A 15395-nucleotide genomic window follows, 5' to 3' on the forward strand; every position below is an offset into this window, starting at 1 on the left:
AAGTCTTCGCGCCTGTCAGGATGCCGGCCAGTGCGCCGCCATCATTGCCAATGTCTCGGTCCTGTCCGGTGCGCCGAGCCGGCCGCCGAAGCGCAGGCATTTGAGCGCGGCGGCGGCGCTCGCAAAGCGCAGTGCCTGTTCAGGCGGCATTGCTTCGGCAAGTCCAACGGCGAAGGCGCCGTGAAAGACGTCGCCGGCACCGAGCGTGTCCACCGCCTTGACCTTCGGCGCCTCGACGTGGCGCACGCTGCCGCTTTCGCGGTCGTGCCACCAGGTTCCGGCAGCGCCTGCGGTGACCGCGACAAAGGCGTCGGTGCGCGAGGCGAGATCGGCGCAGGCGCTTTCGGGGTCGAGCGCGTGGCCGCAGACAATGCGCGCCGCCGGCTCCGAGGCAACGATGTGCGAGGCCAAAGGCAGCAATTGCTCCAGAACCTCGACCGGCGCGGTGTCGGCATCGAGGATCGCCGGGCGGCCCGCATCCCGCGCTGCCTTGAGGGCCAGCGCCGCGGCACCCGGCCAACGCACATCCACCAGCACGGCGTCGAAGGCAGAAAGATCGGCAAGCGGCAAAGTCTCGGGATCGGCCTGCGCCTGCCTGTCGTAGAACGGCACGATAATGCGTTCGCCATGGGCATCGACCAGGATCGCGGCCAGCGCCGAGCGGGCGCCGGCAACGCGGCGGATCAGGCTGCAGTCGACTCCCTCGGCCGCGATCTCGGCAACCATCCGGTCGCCAACCGCGTCGTCGCCCGCGCTCGCCCAAAGGGACACGCTGGCACCGAGGCGCTGCGCCGCGCAGGCAGCGCTCGTCGCCATGCCCGAGGCGATCTGGACACCGTCGCCGGCGATGAACTTGCCCTGGTGCACGGGAAGCGTCTCGACGCGCAGGATCGTATCGAGGGTGAACGCGCCGACGCTGAGAAGTCTGACGGATCGCGGCATCGCAGCCCTCAATCAACCGGCTTGATCTTGCCCAGTGGGATGAACCCTAGCGAGGCCTTGCCCTTGACGATCTTGAGCGGCATGGACGGTTCGTTGCCGAGCATCGCCAGGCCGGCAAAACCTTGCTCGATCTCGTTTTTGTGCTCGGGAACGGCGCCGCCAAGGATGCCCGCCACCGCCTTTGGATCCTTCAGCTTGATCGTCAGATCGGCATCGATCAGGCCGTCGGCGTCGACCGAGAGCGGACCGGACACCGTCACGCGCGCCGTTCCCGACGACAGATCGAGCTTGCTGACGTCGACCGCCTGGCCGCGCAGGCTCTTCGGCGGGGTCGCGATCAGCGCGACGCCGTTTTTCAGTGTCGCCTCGCCGCTGCCGTCGAGGGCCGGCAGCACGCGTCCGCCGATGGCGTCGGCATCGATTTCGAGATCGCTGAAGCTGCCGGCATAGGTGACATCCGGGCCATTTGGTTCCAACTGTCCGACCGCCTTTGCCGCGTAGAACAGTTCGGCCGGATCGGAGTCGTCGGCCGGGTCGGTCTGGCCCGACAATCCTTCCGCCTGCAGCGACACGCGCCGGGGCAACGGCCAGGATAGTTTGACCGTGGCGCGCAGCTTCTCCCAGTCGATCCACAACGGTGTCATGCCCGGCGCCGAGGTCCGCAGCGGACCCCTGACGTCGGCGACCGGCGACAAAGGCTGGGTGATCTGCGCGACCGCATTGAAGGTGCCGGTGGAGGCGGCGATGTTTTTGGCGTCGTCCTGATAGGCTAGGCTGTCGCAGGAGACGGCAAAGGTCATCGGGTAGCCGCTGACCGTGAGATTGGCGCAATCGGCCTTGATGCCTTTATCCCCAAGCTCGACCACGGCACTCTCCGCCTCGGTCTTGACCCGGTCGGCGAGGTAGAACCAGCCGGCGCTGTAGAGCGCGAACAGAACCACGATGGCTCCGGCAAACCAGAGCAGCCGGCGGCGATGGTTCGGCGATCGCTCGTCACTTGACGTCATGCTGCGGCTCTCGTTAACCCCTCATGCAGCGAGCAGGCTGGTTGTCCTACGCACAACAAGGTGGGGACAGAAAGAACACCTACCGTTGCGATGGCTTCATTCGAATCGATCAGGCTTGGCGATATGGGCGATTTTTGGGTTTTTGGCTACGGATCGCTGATTTGGCGGCCAGGATTCGCCCATGTGGAAACGCGGCGCGCCCGTCTCCACGGCTATCGCCGTTCGCTGTGCGTCTATTCCTTCGTGCACCGCGGCACACGCGAACGGCCGGGACTGGTGCTCGGCCTCGATCGTGGCGGCTCCTGCGTGGGCCTCGCCTTCCGCGTGCCGGGCGATCTGCGCGATGAGGCGCTGGCCTATCTGCGCGAGCGCGAGCTCGTAACCAGCGTCTACCTCGAACGCAAGCTCGACGTCAGGCTCGACAAGGATGGCACGGGTGCGGGTGGAACCGTCGAGGCGGTCGCCTATGTCGTCGACCGCGCCCATGTGCAATATGCCGGCGGTCTCGACGCCAGCCATGCGGCAGCGGTCGTTCGCGGCGCCGTCGGTCAATCGGGCCGCAACGAGGACTATGTGCTCAGCACGCTCGAGCATCTCAAGGCATTGGGGATACGCGACCATTGGCTCGAGGAGGTGGGGCGACGGGTCGCGCCTTCGTGAAGCGCATTTCCGGCAGATCGCCTCCAACGCTCCATCTCTTTGTTTTCACGCAATCCCGGACGCAAGGCTACGGCGAACCCGCCGAGCCTAACCTTACACATTTTGCTGGAATTGCTCTGGTCCGATCAAAAAGCAAAACCATGCCTTTGACCTCCCGAGAGCGAGACCTAGCTTAGCGGCAACCCGCACGCCTTCCAGGCTTCACAGTCGTCACGGAGATCAGTTTTGCAGAAACGCCGTCTCGGTCGCACCGACCTTTCCATCGCGCCCCTGGTTCTGGGCGGCAACGTATTCGGCTGGACCGCCGACGAAAAGACCTCCTTCGACCTGCTCGACCGCTTTGCCGAGGCCGGCTTCAACGCCGTCGACACCGCCGATGCCTATTCGCGCTGGGTCCCCGGCAACAAGGGCGGCGAATCGGAGACCATCATCGGCAACTGGATGAAGCGCCGCGGCAACCGCGACAGGATCGTCGTCATCACCAAGGTCGGCTCCGATATGGGGCAGGGCAAGAAGGACCTCTCCGCCGCCTACATCGAGAAGGCGGTCGAGGCGTCGCTGAAACGGCTGCAGACCGATGTCATCGATCTTTATCTGTCGCATTGGCCGGATCCGGCCACGCCTTACGAGGAAACACTCGGCGCCTATCAGCGCCTGCTCGAGAAGGGCAAGATCCGCTATGCCGGCTGCTCCAATCTCGATGCGGCGCAACTGCGCGCGGCACTCAACGTCGCAAGCCTGCGCGACCTGCCGCGCTACGAGGTGCTGCAGCCGGCCTATAATCTTTACGACCGCTCATCCTTCGACGGTCCGCTGCGCGATCTCTGCCTGGCCGAAGACATCGGCGTCATCAGCTACTATGGTCTCGCGAAGGGATTTCTGAGCGGCAAGTACCGCAGCGAGGCCGACCTCGGCAAAAGCACGCGTGGCGGCGGCGTCAGGGATTACCTCAATCCACGCGGCATGCGCATCCTTTCCGCGCTCGACGCGGTGGCCGAGCGCCACGCGGCCAGGCAGGCCGAGGTCGCGCTCGCCTGGGTGATGGCGCGGCCGGGAATCACCGCGCCCATCGCCAGCGCCACGACATTGGCGCAGATGGACAGTCTTATTCGCGCGGCATCGCTGGAGCTTTCCGCCGAAGACATAGGCGCGCTCGACCAAGCCAGCGCGTAGCGTCACTCAAGACAGGTGTGCGAGGCCCGCCGGGAATCGCGCACGATCGTCCAAGACCCCGCGGATCGCTCGCGATAATTTCCTCTCGCATCACGCGAGGAAACGGGGTTCGGCATGTCCGGAGATGTTCTGTCTGAGGCGCAGCGCTGGCAGCAGGTGCTGGCGCTGGTCATCGCGGCGGCCGTCGTCATGGGAAGCCCCGGTCCGGCGACGATCAGCGTCACGGCCATCGGCGCCGCCTTTGGCCTGCGACCGTCGCTGCGTTACACTTCGGGCGTCGTGCTTGGAACGATCGCGGTGCTTGTCGTCGTCGCCGCCGGCATATTCGGCATGCTCGCCTCGACACCTAGGCTGGCCCCGATGCTGGCGGTCGCTTCAGCCGGCTACATCCTCTATCTCGCCTTCAAGATCGCAACGGCCCCGCCGCTGACCGAACGCGGAACTACCGCAGCCCGTCCCAGCTTTCTGGGCGGCTTCGTGCTCGCCGTCGCCAATCCGAAGGCCTATGTGGCGATTGGTGCCGTGCTCGCCGGCGTTGCGTCGCAAACAGACGTGCTCGGTCTTCCGGCCAGGCTGCTGGTGCTCGCGGCAATGATCGTGGCCATCCATGTGCTCTGGCTTCTCGCCGGAACGGTTTTCGCGCGTTTGCTGCGCGATCCGCTGGCGTCGCGGGCGATCAACCTGGTCTTCGCGGCAACGCTGGTGCTGACGACCGCCTCGGCGGCACTGCCCTGAGCAGGCCTATGCTGCTTTGCCAGCACCGAGCTCGGCCAGCCGCTTCTGCGCCGTCGGCGGCATGGGCGGCGGGTTGGCGGTGCCCGCAGCTTCGACCAGCAACTCGTCGCAGGCGGCTTCCGTCTCGCCGATCAGCCGCCGCATGAACTCCTCCTTCTCGAGGCCGGGCGGGATCGGCGCCAGGAAACGTGCCTTGATGGTGCCGGGGAAGCGTAGAAACTTGCGGCGCGGCCAATAGAGGCCGGCGACATGGGCGACGGGCACCACCGGGACCCCCAGTTGGGTGTAGAGTTCGACGATGCCGTATTTGTAGGCCGGCTCGTCGCCGGGCGCCCGGCGTGTGCCCTCGGGATAGATGATCAACTGGCGGGGATTGCGGTTCATCTCCTGCCTGGTCGCGGCCACCACCGCCTTCAGCGCTTTCGAGCGGCTGCCGCGATCGACCGGGATCATGCGCATCTTCATGATGTACCAGCCGAAAAAGGGAATCCAGGTCAGCTCCCGCTTCAGGATGTAGAGCGGATCGTTGAGATAGGGAAAGAAGGCGATCGCGTCCCAGAACGACTGGTGCTTCGGTGCCAGGATGAAGGACCCTTCGGGCAGGTATTCCAACCCCGTGATCTCACTCCTGGTGCCGGCGATCTTGTCATAGAGCCACATCGAGGTGCGCGACCAGAATTTCGGCACGAACCAGGCGCGGTGGCGCGGCGACAGGAAATAGTAGGGCGTCCAGAAGATCATCTGGACGATCAGGCTGAGATAGAAGGCGAAATTGAACGCCAGCGAGCGGACATAGAGCATGCGGGAAGGGGCCCGGTGTGAAAGTGTGTGTCGTTACACCAAGCGCGGGCAAAAAGGAAAGGGCGGGCGCCCGCCGTCATGGCGGCCGTGCCAGCCGCTCCTTCAGGCGAAATTGCGAAAAGGCGCGCAATTTCACCACGGCCTCCGCCGTCCGCGGCATCTCCGCTACGGGATGATGGGGCCGGGCTTCTCGTCCTTGGCCACCGAGGCTTCGGCGAGCGTGATGCCTTCCGCGGAGGGCCGCAGGGGCAGGATGCCGCGCGCAAGTGCCAACACATATTTGCTGTATTCGGTCAGCAGCACGCGCAGCGCTTCCGGCTTGGTCAGCCAGCCGCCATTGCCGAGATTGGTGTTGACGACGGGATAGGGCTCGAGCCTTGCGCCATGCAGCAGCCGGCCCATTTCGAGCAGGCTGCGCGGCATATGATAGTTGTTGGTGACGAGGATGACGCTGCCATAGGCGTGGCTCTCCACCCATTTGGCGCTTTCCTTGGCATTGCCGATCGTGTCGAGCGCAGCGCGGTCGATGTCGACGCAGCAGGAGAACAGTTGCTTGTCGCCGCCCATGGCTGCTTGCAGCTGGCGGCGGCTGGCCGAGGGGTGGACGCCACTGATCAGCAGCCTCTCGCCCTTGCCGGTGGCCAACAGTTCCATCGCGGCGTCCAGACGTGACTGGCCGCCGGTAAGCACGATGATCGCGTCGGCCTTCGCCGGATTGAGCGGCGTCGTCATGTGGCTGACTTTGTCGGCAAACCAGCCGAAGCCGCCGGCAAACAGGGCCAGCACGGCAAGCATCGAGAAACCGAGGATTCGAAGCGCCAGCCTCAGGCGACCGGTTTTGGCGAGCACGACAGCGCTTGCCAGCACCACCGGCATCCGTCCAGCCGTCCCGGTCGAGTCCCGCGCGTTCATCATCCTGAATCTAATCCTGAAATGCCGCCTTTGATAGCCGGTAAGGCGCACATTACGTTACGGAATCGGCGCATGCGTGATTATCCTCCGTCGGGCTGGCGGACCTCGATATCGCTGAGATAGGCGACGACGGTCGCGTGCGACGTCGCGGCCGTCAGAGCGCCGATCACCAGCACCATCAGGCCGACACCCAGATAGCCGGCGGAGCCGATCGCAAAATTGCCGAACAGCGCAGTCGCCTGGTCGGCCTCGGGCGTTGCCATGTTGCGCGACGACCACCAGGAAAAGACGATGAAGACGACGATGGCGGCCGCGCCGCCGGCAGCAGCGCCCTTCATGCCGGTGACCAGGAAATGCCAGCGGAACTCGCGGGCTATGAAGCGCGCCTCGGCGCCGACGAAATGCAGCACCTCGATGATGTGGCCGTTGCCGGCCATGGCGCCACGCGTGGCGAAAACCACCGTCAGCACCGTCGCCGAGAGCATCAGCGCCAGGACGGCAATGCCGATCGTCACCGTGGTATGGGCCATGGCAACCAGCCGGTCGACCCAGGTGCGATGATCGTCGAGCGCGGCGCTTGGAAACTTCGGCGTGATCGCTTCGCGCATGGCGGCAAAGTCAGGCGGATTGGCCTCGTCGATGGTGACTATGATGAGGCGCGGCACCGGCAATTCATCGATGTTGAGGCCGGTGCCAAGCCACGGCTCCAGCAGGCGCGCCGTGGCGTCGCGGTCGATGATCTTGGTGCCCTTCACGCCTGGAAACTCGCTGGCGATCTGGGAGGCTTGCGCAAGGGCCGCTTCCATGTCGAGGCCGTCGGCGGGTTTGATCTGGATCGTCGCCTCGCGCGAGATCTGGTTCTCCCACACCGAAGCGGTGTCGCGCACCAGCGTCACCGCGCCGAAGGTCAGGCAGGACAGGAAGGTCATGATGGCGATGACCAGCACCAGCGCCCGGCCGGCGATGTTGTGCGCCGGCACGATCGGCGCCATGCGGCGCTGGACGCGCTGAGCGGGCGCCCTGTCTTCGGCATCGTCGTCATGCAACCGCTCAGCCGGAAGGTCAGTCATAGATGTCCAGCCTTCCGCCGGCGAGAATCATGCGGCGCGCGTCGACCTGTTCCATCAGGCCGAGATCGTGGGTGGCGATCACCACGGCAGTGCCCAGGCGGTTGAGCTCGATGAAGAGCCGCAGCAGCCGGCGCGCCAGCGGCGGATCGACATTGCCGGTCGGCTCGTCGGCAAGCAGTATCTCCGGCTGCTCGATCAGCGCGCGCGCGATCGCGGCGCGCTGCTTCTCGCCGCCGGACAGCACCGGCGGCAGCACGTGCATTCGGTCGCCGAGGCCGACCCATTTCAGGAGCTCGGTGACATCGGTCCGGTAGCTCGCTTCCTCGCGCCCGCGCACGCGCAGGGGCAGGGCCACGTTCTCATAGGTGGTCATGTGGTCGAGCAGGCGGAAATCCTGGAACACCACGCCGATGCGGCGGCGCAGAAGCGGCAACTCGCTGCGCGAGATGCGCGAGCGATCCTTGCCGAAAATGGTGATGAGCCCGCGCGTCGGCTTCAAGGACATGAACAGAAGGCGCAGCAAGGTGGTCTTGCCGGCGCCAGAGGGACCGCTCAAGAACTGGAAGGAGCGCTCCGGTATGTGCAGGGAAATGTCGCGGAGAATCTCCGGACCCATGCCATAGCGGAGGCCGACATTTTCGAAGCGGATCACGTTCGGCGACCTGAAACTCGCGGCGGCGCTTTGCCAGCCTTTTGTCTGTCCAGACCATCGGCCGGCATGGTTAATGGTGAGTTAATTCTAACGCATTTTCGACGTTTCACAGCATTTCCGGTGGGGAAGCGTTAACCAATTCCGTTTACGCAAAACAAACGAAGATTGCACTGGGGCCGTAATGGCTGACGATCGAACCGCGCGCCCTGTTTCCGGCGAAATCATGACCGGCACGGCCGCAGATGCCGTGCTGGAGCGCGCCATGTTCGATGCGCCGGCCGATATCGTCGATGCCGACTATGTGGTGCTGCCTCGTTTTACAGGCCGTTCTGAACCGGTGGCTTCGCCGCCACTGCCGGCCACGCCTTCGATCGAAGGCATGGACATGCTGCGCAAACCCGAGATCGCGCCGGCAAGAGCGGCTTCGCGTGGCGGCCCGATCTTTTGGATCGCCGGTGTCGGCATGGCCTTGGCCGCGTTCTGGGTGTCGGGCGGACACGCGCTGGTCCGGCAGAGCCCGTTCTGGGCCAGCCCGCAGCCGGCAAGCGCGCTGACCATCTCCGGCGTGACGTCGCGGATCGACGATTCGGGGTCGAGGCCGGTGCTGTTCGTCGACGGCGAGGCCGCCAATGACGGGATGCAGGCCGCATCCTTGCCGCCGCTCGAGATCCGGGTCACCGGCAATGACAGCAGCATTACCCGCTACCGGCTGGGGACATCCGATCGGTCGCTGGCACCCGGCGAAAGATTCGGCTTTTCGAGCCGCCTCGATGTGCCTAGAAACGGCGTGAGGGCCGTATCGGTCACCTTTGCCGGCTGAGGCGTATTGATATTCAGGCGAGGCCGGCCTGACCTGAATCTCGACACGCCTGGGCGAATTGCTTCGGGCGATTTCTTTGGAAGGTAGTTGATGCCTGTTGTGCGCGGCAAGGACATCGAGGTCCTGTTTTCGGCGTCGGCGATCGCACGACGCAATCTCGAGCTCGCCAAGGAGATCGCCGGCCGCGACTATCATGACCTTCTGGTGATCTCGATCCTGAAGGGCTCGTTCGTCTTTGCCGCCGATCTCATCCGCGCCATGCACGATGTCGGCCTGTCGCCGGAAGTCGAGTTCATCTTCATTTCCAGCTATGGCGCCGGCACCACCAGCGGCGAGGTCAGGGTGCTGCGCGACATCGACAATCAGGTCGCCGGCCGTGACGTGCTTCTGATCGACGACATACTGGAATCCGGCAAGACGCTTTCCTTCACCCGCGACCTCATGCTGTCGCGCGGCGCCAAAAGCTGCGCCATCGCGGTTCTGCTCGACAAGCGGATGCGCCGACAGACCACGCTCAACGCCGACTATGTCGGCTTCGACTGCCCCGACTATTTCGTCGTCGGCTACGGCATGGATGTCGCGCACGCCTTTCGCGAGTTGCCTTTTGTAGGAGTGGTGAAAGGTGACGCCTGAGGGAATGTCGATATTCAGGATGTCGTCAGGACTGCGACCCGGCCTGACCTGTACCTCAACATAGCCTTGAGCGTCGGATCCGAAGGCTCACTGGATTTCTTGCGGGCGCGCTTTCCGGTTCAGGAAACGTCAACGTTTCGCCGCCATGTATCTCGCCATGGCAAAGCTTCTGATCGTCGAGGACGATGAGTCCGTCCGCACCCTCGCCGCCCGCGCGCTGGAGCGCGACGGGCACAACGTCGCCGTCGCCGCCGACGGCGCACAGGGACTGGCGCTGATCGAGGCAGAGCGAGGCGGTTATGATCTCGTGGTTTCGGACATCCGCATGCCGGAGATGGACGGCATCGAGATGGCGACCGCGGCGGCAAGACAGTTCCCGGCGATGAAGATCATGCTGATGACCGGCTATGCCGACCAGCGCGAGCGGGCCGAGGAGTTGAACGGCATCATTCTCGACGTCATGCAGAAGCCGTTCACGCTTGCCGAGATCCGCGCCCGCGTCGGACGCGCGTTGAGTTGCTTCGCCTGAGCTTAAAGCGCGGCGCGCTGAAACGAATTTCAGGCGACGCGTTCTAAATCTTTGTTTTGATGCATGTCGTGGCCCCAGAACCGATGCACACTGGGCGACATGCACTCGTCATACGGCTTCGCCCGTCGCGGCGACCGCTGGCGCGGCACGCCGCCGCCGCTCGCCGTTGAGGGCGAACAGGCCCGCGCCGATGATCAGCGCCGCCCCCAGCACGGTCGTTTCGCGCGGAACCTCGGCGAAGAACAGAAAACCCCAGAGCGGCGACCAGATTATGCCGGTGTATTCGAAGGTGGCGACACGGTTGGCCGGCGCCATCCGGTAGGCCTGCGACAAGAGAATCATGCCGGCCGAGGCCACCACGCCGCAGGCGGCCATCTTCAGGAAGTCCGGGAGTGTCGGCCAAACCCAGGGCCGCACCAGAAAGTCGAGGCTCGGGTGCACCGCGTGGGTGATGCCGGCCAGGTGAAACACGGCGGCAACGGCGATGGCGCCGGTGAGATAGGCGCCGTTCTGGTAGAAAGCCATGACCGTTGAGGATTCGGTGTCGCCGATGCGGCGCGCCATCACCTGCGAAAAGCCATAGAAAAGGGCTGAGCCGAGCGAGAGCAACGCTGCCCAGTCGAACAATCCGGTGCCCGGCCGCAGCATCACGACGACCCCAACCAGACCGATCAGCACGGTGGTGAGCGTTCGCGAGGAGACGCGCTCGCCGAGATAGGGACCGGCCATTGCCATGATGAACAGCGGCGCCATGAAATAAAGCGCTATCGCGTCGGCCAGCGCCAAGGCGGCGATCGCCAGATAGTAGGACGTATAGGATGAGAACTGGATGAAGGCGCGCAGCGTCAGCATGCCGAATCGCTTCGACAAGAGCGCGCGCAGGCCGACATCGGCGTAGACGACAACAAGCAGAATGGGCAGCGCGACGACCGCGCGGATAGCCATTACCTCGGTCACCGGATAGCCGCCGGACACCGCCTTCACGAGCGGGTCCTGCAACGAGAACACCAGAACGCCCAGGCAGAGGCTCAGGATGCCAAGCATCGTCCGGTTCTGCATTTGCTTCGGCCCCCCGCGAGCCGCCAACTTACCGGCATTGGCATACCGGGTAAAAAGAACCCGCTACCGTTTTCGGGCAGCGGGTATGAGTGAGGACTTTCAATTGGTCCGCGACCGATTTCGCGGTCGCATATCCAATGGGAGATAGGACTATCCTGCGAGGTTTGACATGTTGCAAACGAATTGAAATTATACCAGCAATCAAATTTCCTTATGATGATCCTTCATGAAGCCGACCCTCGACAGCGACCTTCTCCGCACCTTCGTGGCGGTGGCCGAGACCGGCAATTTCACCCGGGCCGCCGAAAAGGCAGGCCGCACCCAGTCGGCGGTCTCCATGCAGATGAAGAAGCTGGAGGACCTGGTCGGCGACAGCCTGTTCGAGCGGGGCTCGCGCGGCGTGGCGCTGACGCGCCGCGGCGGCGAGCTGATTGCCAATGCCCGCCGGATCGTCTCGCTGCTCGACGAAACGGCGGCATCTCTGGTGGCGCCGCCTCTCGGCGGGCTGGTGCGCATCGGAATCCCGGCCGAGTACGGGCGGTCTATCCTGTCGCGGGCGCTCGGCGAATTCGCCAAACGGCATCCGCGCGTGGAAGTCACGGTGCGCTACGCCCACTCGGCCTCACAGGTGAAAGCCCTGGGGGCGGGCGAACTCGATCTGGCGGTCGTGTTCGAATGGGAAGGCTTTTCCGGCGGCGAGGTGCTGATGCACGATCCGACGGTGTGGGTGACCTCGACACTGCATCACATGCATGAGGAGCGGCCGGTGCCGATCGCGCTCTACAGCCGTGACGGCTGGTGCCGGGACTTCGCGATCAAATCGCTGCAGCAGCGCGGACTGGATTACCGCGTGGCCTATACCAGCGACACCAACGGCGGCTTGGCGCTTGCAGTCACCTCGGGGCTCGCCATTGCGCCGATCTCGCGCAGCAACATTCCCGCGGAATGCCGCGAGCTGACATCCGCCGACGGCTTCGGCGATATCGATTCCTCGAACGTCGTGCTGCGTCGCAATCCGCTGGCGACCGGCGAAGCGATCGACGGCATGGAGTACGCCATCCGCGACGCCTTCATGCTGACCCGGCAGGCGCGTGCGGAATGATCTTTGACGAGCAAGCCTGGCCCGGCTCAGTCGGGCGGGCCGCTCTCCATCTGCTTCAGCCAGCGTATGGCATCGTCCAGCCGGTCGTCGCCCCAGAACAGCTCGCCGTCGACGACGAAGCTTGGCGATCCGAAAATGCCGAGCGCCTTGGCCTGTTCGGTCGCCCTCGCCAGATCGGCCTTGGCGGCATCGCTGTCGGCTTGCCGAAGGATCGGCTCCGGCTTCTGGCCGGCCTTCTCGATGCTTGCCGAAATGTTCGGCTCGCTGCCCGCCGGTTCGTCCATCTCGAACCAGCGCCGGTAGCTTTCCCGCGCATAGGCCTCGCACCAGCCGTCACGCGCGGCAATGAGAGCGACGCGATTGGCGCGCTCCAGCTCGGCCAGCGGATAGGGCGCCGGCAGGCGCGGCGCCATCCTGTACATCGCCGCACGGCGTTCGATATCCCGCCACATATAGGCGGCCTTGGCCGGTTTGGTGGCGAAGGGGATGTTGTCCATCTCGATCATGATGGCGCGCACGTTGAAGGGGCGCCAGCGGAACTGAACATGCGCCTCCGCCCCGACCTCTGCCAGCCGCATCACCGAGAGATAGGTGTAGGTGCTGCCGATGGAAAACCAGAAGTCGATCATCGCCCGTGATCCTCCGACCTGAAGATAGCGGCACCGGGATTGGCCGGCAATCTTTCAGCGAAACGGTCCGGACGGCTACTTCAGTTCCAGCAGCCGTTCGAGATAGCTGCGCTCGATATCGGGGCTCAGCGCGTTGCCGAGCCGCTTGCGGATCGCTTCGAGGATCTGGCGCGCGCGCTGCACGTCGATCTCGTCCGGCACCTTGACCGAGTTGCCGTCGTCCGGACCCTTCGTTGCGCGCGGCCGGCCCAGGGGATCGCGGTCAGCGTCCTGCTGGCGTCCGCCCTGCTCGCTGCCGCCCTGGTCGCCCTGCATGGCCTGCATCTGCTTCATCATGTCCTTGGCGCCGCGACGCAGCGCTTCCAGCGCCCGGCCCTGGTGACCGACCGCCTGGTCGCCGTCGCCCTCGCCAAGCGACTGCTCGGCATCGCCCATGGATTTGCCGGCCTCGCCGAAGCCTTCATTGGGCTGCATGCCCAAGCCTTCGAGGCCCTTCTTCAACTGCTCGAGATCGCTCTGCAACTGGCCCTGGCCCTCCTGCAACTGCTTGAGGGCATCGGCCAGATCCTGCGGCGACATGCCGGGTCGGCCGAGCGGATCGCGGTCCTCGCCGGGGCCAGGCCTCTGGCCATCCTGCTGCTGGCCCGGCTCGCCATCTTCACCAAACTGCTGTTCGCCATTCTGGCCACGCTGGCCGCGCTGCATCTGGTCGAGACGGAAGGTGTCGTTCATCATCTCCTGCTGGCGCCGCATGATCTCGCCCAGCTTGTCCATTTGCTGGCGCATCTCGCTGTCCTGCTCGCCGCCTTGCTGCTGGCGGCCGGCCTGCAGATTGTTCATCATGTCCTGCAGCTCGGACAGAAGCTGCTGGGCGCGGTCGCGGTCGCCGGATTTCGCCAGGTTCTCGATCTCGTCCATCATGCGGTCGATGTCGCTCTGGCGCAGCTCGCGGCCGTTCTGCTGCATCTGCGGCGCGTTCGGATTCTGCTGCGCGCGCTGGGCGAACTCCTGCAGGAATTCGTTCATCGCCTCGCGCAGTTCCTTCATCGCCTTCTCGAGCTCTTCGTCGCTGGCGCCGTTCTTGATGGCGTCCTGCAGCGCCTGCTGCGCCTGGCGCAGCCGCCGCTCGGCCGCGGACAGGTTGCCTTCCTCGATACCGAGGGCGATTTCCCAGAGATAGGACACTTCGTTGCGCAACTGATCGTCGGTCTCCGACAGCTTCAGGCGGCTCATCGCGCTCATGATGGCGAGATAGTGCGACATGTTGTCGAAGGTGTCTTCAGGACGCAGCGTGATGGCGTCCATCAGGTCGAGCACCCGCGGCTTGGCGTTGGCGTCCAGCCCAAGCAGCTGGCGCTGCTCGATCACCGCGCGCGCCAGCGGGTTGGAGAAGGGCCGCTGCGGCAGCACCAAAGTCTTGGTTTCGCTGGTCGCGGTGTGGCCGGCATCATCGGTGGCGGTGAGCGTCAGCTTGACGGTGCGGCCGGCCCAGACGTGCTCCGTCAGGTCCTTGGTCGTCTTGGCGGCATTGCCCTTGCCGCCGCGCCGAGGCAGCGTCAGCGGCATGTCCGGCGGTCCATAGAGCGGATGGGCCTTGGCAGTTGGCGAATCCGCCAGCTCGAAAATGGCCTGAGCGGAGGCCGCGCCATAATCGTCGTCGATCTGGTAATTGACCTCGAGAGCGCCGTTCACGGCGCGCTTCGGATCGCCGACGAAGCGGATCGTCGGAGGCTTGTCCGGAGTGACCGCAAAGGCCCAGTGGCCGAGATGGCTTTCACCGGAACTCAGCGTCAGCGTGCCGTCCGAGTCCAGCTTGCCGGTGAACTGGCGGATCTTGGGCGCCGTCTGACCGGCGACCGGCTGAGAGGCCTTGGGCGCGGCCGCTTCGATGGCGCGGGCATTGCCCTTCGTGTCCGCATAGCTCAGCGTCTCCTCGCCGGAGCCGCCGGTGACGCGCAGCGAGACATCGCTGCCTTGCGGCACGACGAAGGTGGAGGCGGCCTGATTGGCATCGGCGGTCAGGAACAGCGGCGCCTTGCCGGTATAGGGAGGCGGCGTCACCCAGGCGTCGATGCGCGGCGGCACCGCATCATGCGCGGCGCGGGCCACAAAGCCATCGCTCAGCCTGCCGCCGGATGGGCCGAAGGAGAAGGCAAAGGCGGTGACGACCAGAAGCCCGGCCAAGGCGCGCAAACCCCAACGGTCGTATTCCGGCACGCGGGTGCGCGGACTATCGGCGCCAAGGCTACCCAGGCGCTCCGCCATGCGCCTTTGATGCTCGCGCCACAGCGCCTGCGAAAACAGGCTGCCGGCGCCGCTCGGCCGGTCCGTCTGCACTTGAACCGGGCTGTGCTGCAACTGGTTTGCCACCTCGATGCGGCGGTCGATCTCGGGGGCGGAGGGCAGGCGGAAAAGACGCAGCGGAAAAAGCGCCGCGAGAGCTGCCGCACCGAACAGAACCAGGAGGGCGAGCCGCGCCGCGTCGGGCAGGCGGGGAAACAGGCCGAACCAGGAAATGCTGAGGAACAGGCCGGCGACAATCGCCAGCGGCAGAAGCAGCGGCCAGCCGCGCTCGAAGATCATCGAGGTCCGCGTCGCCAGCCGGCTGAGCGCCAGACGCCCGGCCAGGCCGCGTTCGCCGCTGGAGATGGGTCGTTCCGTCATCGGCCCT

16 protein-coding genes are annotated in these 15395 nt (G+C 65.1%); 7 read left to right on the top strand and 9 right to left on the bottom strand.

The annotated features are described in order from the left end of the window. Positions 1 to 15: 15 nt before the first annotated feature. Together EJ074_RS21105 and EJ074_RS21110 are read right to left on the bottom strand one after the other, a co-directional pair. Positions 16 to 942 carry a sugar kinase gene (locus EJ074_RS21105; RefSeq protein ID WP_129553713.1) on the bottom strand — a complete coding sequence of 309 codons (927 nt, stop codon included), beginning with the start codon at positions 940 to 942 and terminating at the stop codon, positions 16 to 18. A gap of 8 nt (positions 943 to 950) precedes the next feature. Continuing rightward, a complete protein-coding gene (locus tag EJ074_RS21110; protein ID WP_095804513.1) occupies positions 951 to 1949 on the bottom strand; it encodes a DUF2125 domain-containing protein in 999 nt (332 codons plus the stop codon). Positions 1950 to 2072: 123 nt separating this feature from the next. On the opposite strand from EJ074_RS21110, the gene EJ074_RS21115 reads away from it, so the two are divergent. The 3 genes from EJ074_RS21115 to EJ074_RS21125 all read left to right on the top strand — a co-directional run bounded on the left by EJ074_RS21115 (position 2073) and on the right by EJ074_RS21125 (position 4517). Continuing rightward, positions 2073 to 2609, top strand: a complete 537-nt coding sequence (locus EJ074_RS21115; protein WP_095804925.1) for a gamma-glutamylcyclotransferase — start codon at positions 2073 to 2075, stop codon at positions 2607 to 2609. A gap of 225 nt (positions 2610 to 2834) precedes the next feature. Beyond that, the gene (locus tag EJ074_RS21120; RefSeq protein WP_095804512.1) at positions 2835 to 3782 is read left to right on the top strand and encodes an aldo/keto reductase; all 948 of its coding nucleotides are present in this window, start codon (positions 2835 to 2837) and stop codon (positions 3780 to 3782) included. A 114-nt stretch (positions 3783 to 3896) separates the two neighbouring features. Next, positions 3897 to 4517, top strand: a complete 621-nt coding sequence (locus tag EJ074_RS21125) for a LysE family translocator (protein ID WP_095804511.1) — start codon at positions 3897 to 3899, stop codon at positions 4515 to 4517. A 6-nt stretch (positions 4518 to 4523) separates the two neighbouring features. Here EJ074_RS21125 and EJ074_RS21130 read toward each other — a convergent pair whose 3' ends face one another. From EJ074_RS21130 to ftsE, 4 genes are all read right to left on the bottom strand, one after another. After that, positions 4524 to 5318 carry a 1-acyl-sn-glycerol-3-phosphate acyltransferase gene (locus EJ074_RS21130; RefSeq protein WP_095804510.1) on the bottom strand — a complete coding sequence of 265 codons (795 nt, stop codon included), beginning with the start codon at positions 5316 to 5318 and terminating at the stop codon, positions 4524 to 4526. A gap of 165 nt (positions 5319 to 5483) precedes the next feature. Beyond that, a complete protein-coding gene (locus EJ074_RS21135; protein ID WP_129553714.1) occupies positions 5484 to 6233 on the bottom strand; it encodes a YdcF family protein in 750 nt (249 codons plus the stop codon). Positions 6234 to 6310: 77 nt separating this feature from the next. Continuing rightward, on the bottom strand, positions 6311 to 7300 hold the full coding sequence (locus tag EJ074_RS21140; RefSeq protein ID WP_095804508.1) for an ABC transporter permease: 990 nt from the start codon (positions 7298 to 7300) through the stop codon (positions 6311 to 6313). Continuing rightward, the gene (ftsE, locus tag EJ074_RS21145) at positions 7293 to 7952 is read right to left on the bottom strand and encodes a cell division ATP-binding protein FtsE (protein ID WP_095804507.1); all 660 of its coding nucleotides are present in this window, start codon (positions 7950 to 7952) and stop codon (positions 7293 to 7295) included. Before ftsE ends, EJ074_RS21140 begins: the two co-directional genes overlap by 8 nt. Positions 7953 to 8133: 181 nt before the next feature. On the opposite strand from ftsE, the gene EJ074_RS21150 reads away from it, so the two are divergent. From EJ074_RS21150 to EJ074_RS21160, 3 genes are all read left to right on the top strand, one after another. After that, positions 8134 to 8772 (top strand): hypothetical protein, encoded by a 639-nt coding sequence (locus EJ074_RS21150; RefSeq protein WP_095804506.1) that lies wholly within the window; start codon positions 8134 to 8136, stop codon positions 8770 to 8772. Between the two features lie 90 nt (positions 8773 to 8862). Then, a complete protein-coding gene (gene hpt / locus EJ074_RS21155; protein ID WP_095804505.1) occupies positions 8863 to 9405 on the top strand; it encodes a hypoxanthine phosphoribosyltransferase in 543 nt (180 codons plus the stop codon). Between the two features lie 157 nt (positions 9406 to 9562). Further along, the gene (locus EJ074_RS21160; RefSeq protein WP_095804924.1) at positions 9563 to 9934 is read left to right on the top strand and encodes a response regulator; all 372 of its coding nucleotides are present in this window, start codon (positions 9563 to 9565) and stop codon (positions 9932 to 9934) included. A gap of 108 nt (positions 9935 to 10042) precedes the next feature. Here the strand turns inward: EJ074_RS21160 and EJ074_RS21165 are convergent, their stop codons facing one another. Continuing rightward, on the bottom strand, positions 10043 to 10993 hold the full coding sequence (locus tag EJ074_RS21165; protein WP_095804504.1) for a DMT family transporter: 951 nt from the start codon (positions 10991 to 10993) through the stop codon (positions 10043 to 10045). Between the two features lie 226 nt (positions 10994 to 11219). Between EJ074_RS21165 and EJ074_RS21170 the strand changes: the two genes are divergently transcribed. After that, the gene (locus EJ074_RS21170; RefSeq protein WP_129553715.1) at positions 11220 to 12095 is read left to right on the top strand and encodes a LysR substrate-binding domain-containing protein; all 876 of its coding nucleotides are present in this window, start codon (positions 11220 to 11222) and stop codon (positions 12093 to 12095) included. Between the two features lie 26 nt (positions 12096 to 12121). Here the strand turns inward: EJ074_RS21170 and EJ074_RS21175 are convergent, their stop codons facing one another. After that, a complete protein-coding gene (locus tag EJ074_RS21175; protein ID WP_095804502.1) occupies positions 12122 to 12724 on the bottom strand; it encodes a 2-hydroxychromene-2-carboxylate isomerase in 603 nt (200 codons plus the stop codon). Between the two features lie 75 nt (positions 12725 to 12799). Beyond that, complete coding sequence (locus EJ074_RS21180) at positions 12800 to 15388, bottom strand: TIGR02302 family protein (protein ID WP_095804501.1); 2589 nt, start codon at positions 15386 to 15388, stop codon at positions 12800 to 12802. Between the last annotated feature and the right edge of the window lie 7 nt (positions 15389 to 15395).

Origin of the sequence: Mesorhizobium sp. M3A.F.Ca.ET.080.04.2.1 (assembly GCF_003952525.1) — a bacterium.
Taxonomy (GTDB): domain Bacteria; phylum Pseudomonadota; class Alphaproteobacteria; order Rhizobiales; family Rhizobiaceae; genus Mesorhizobium.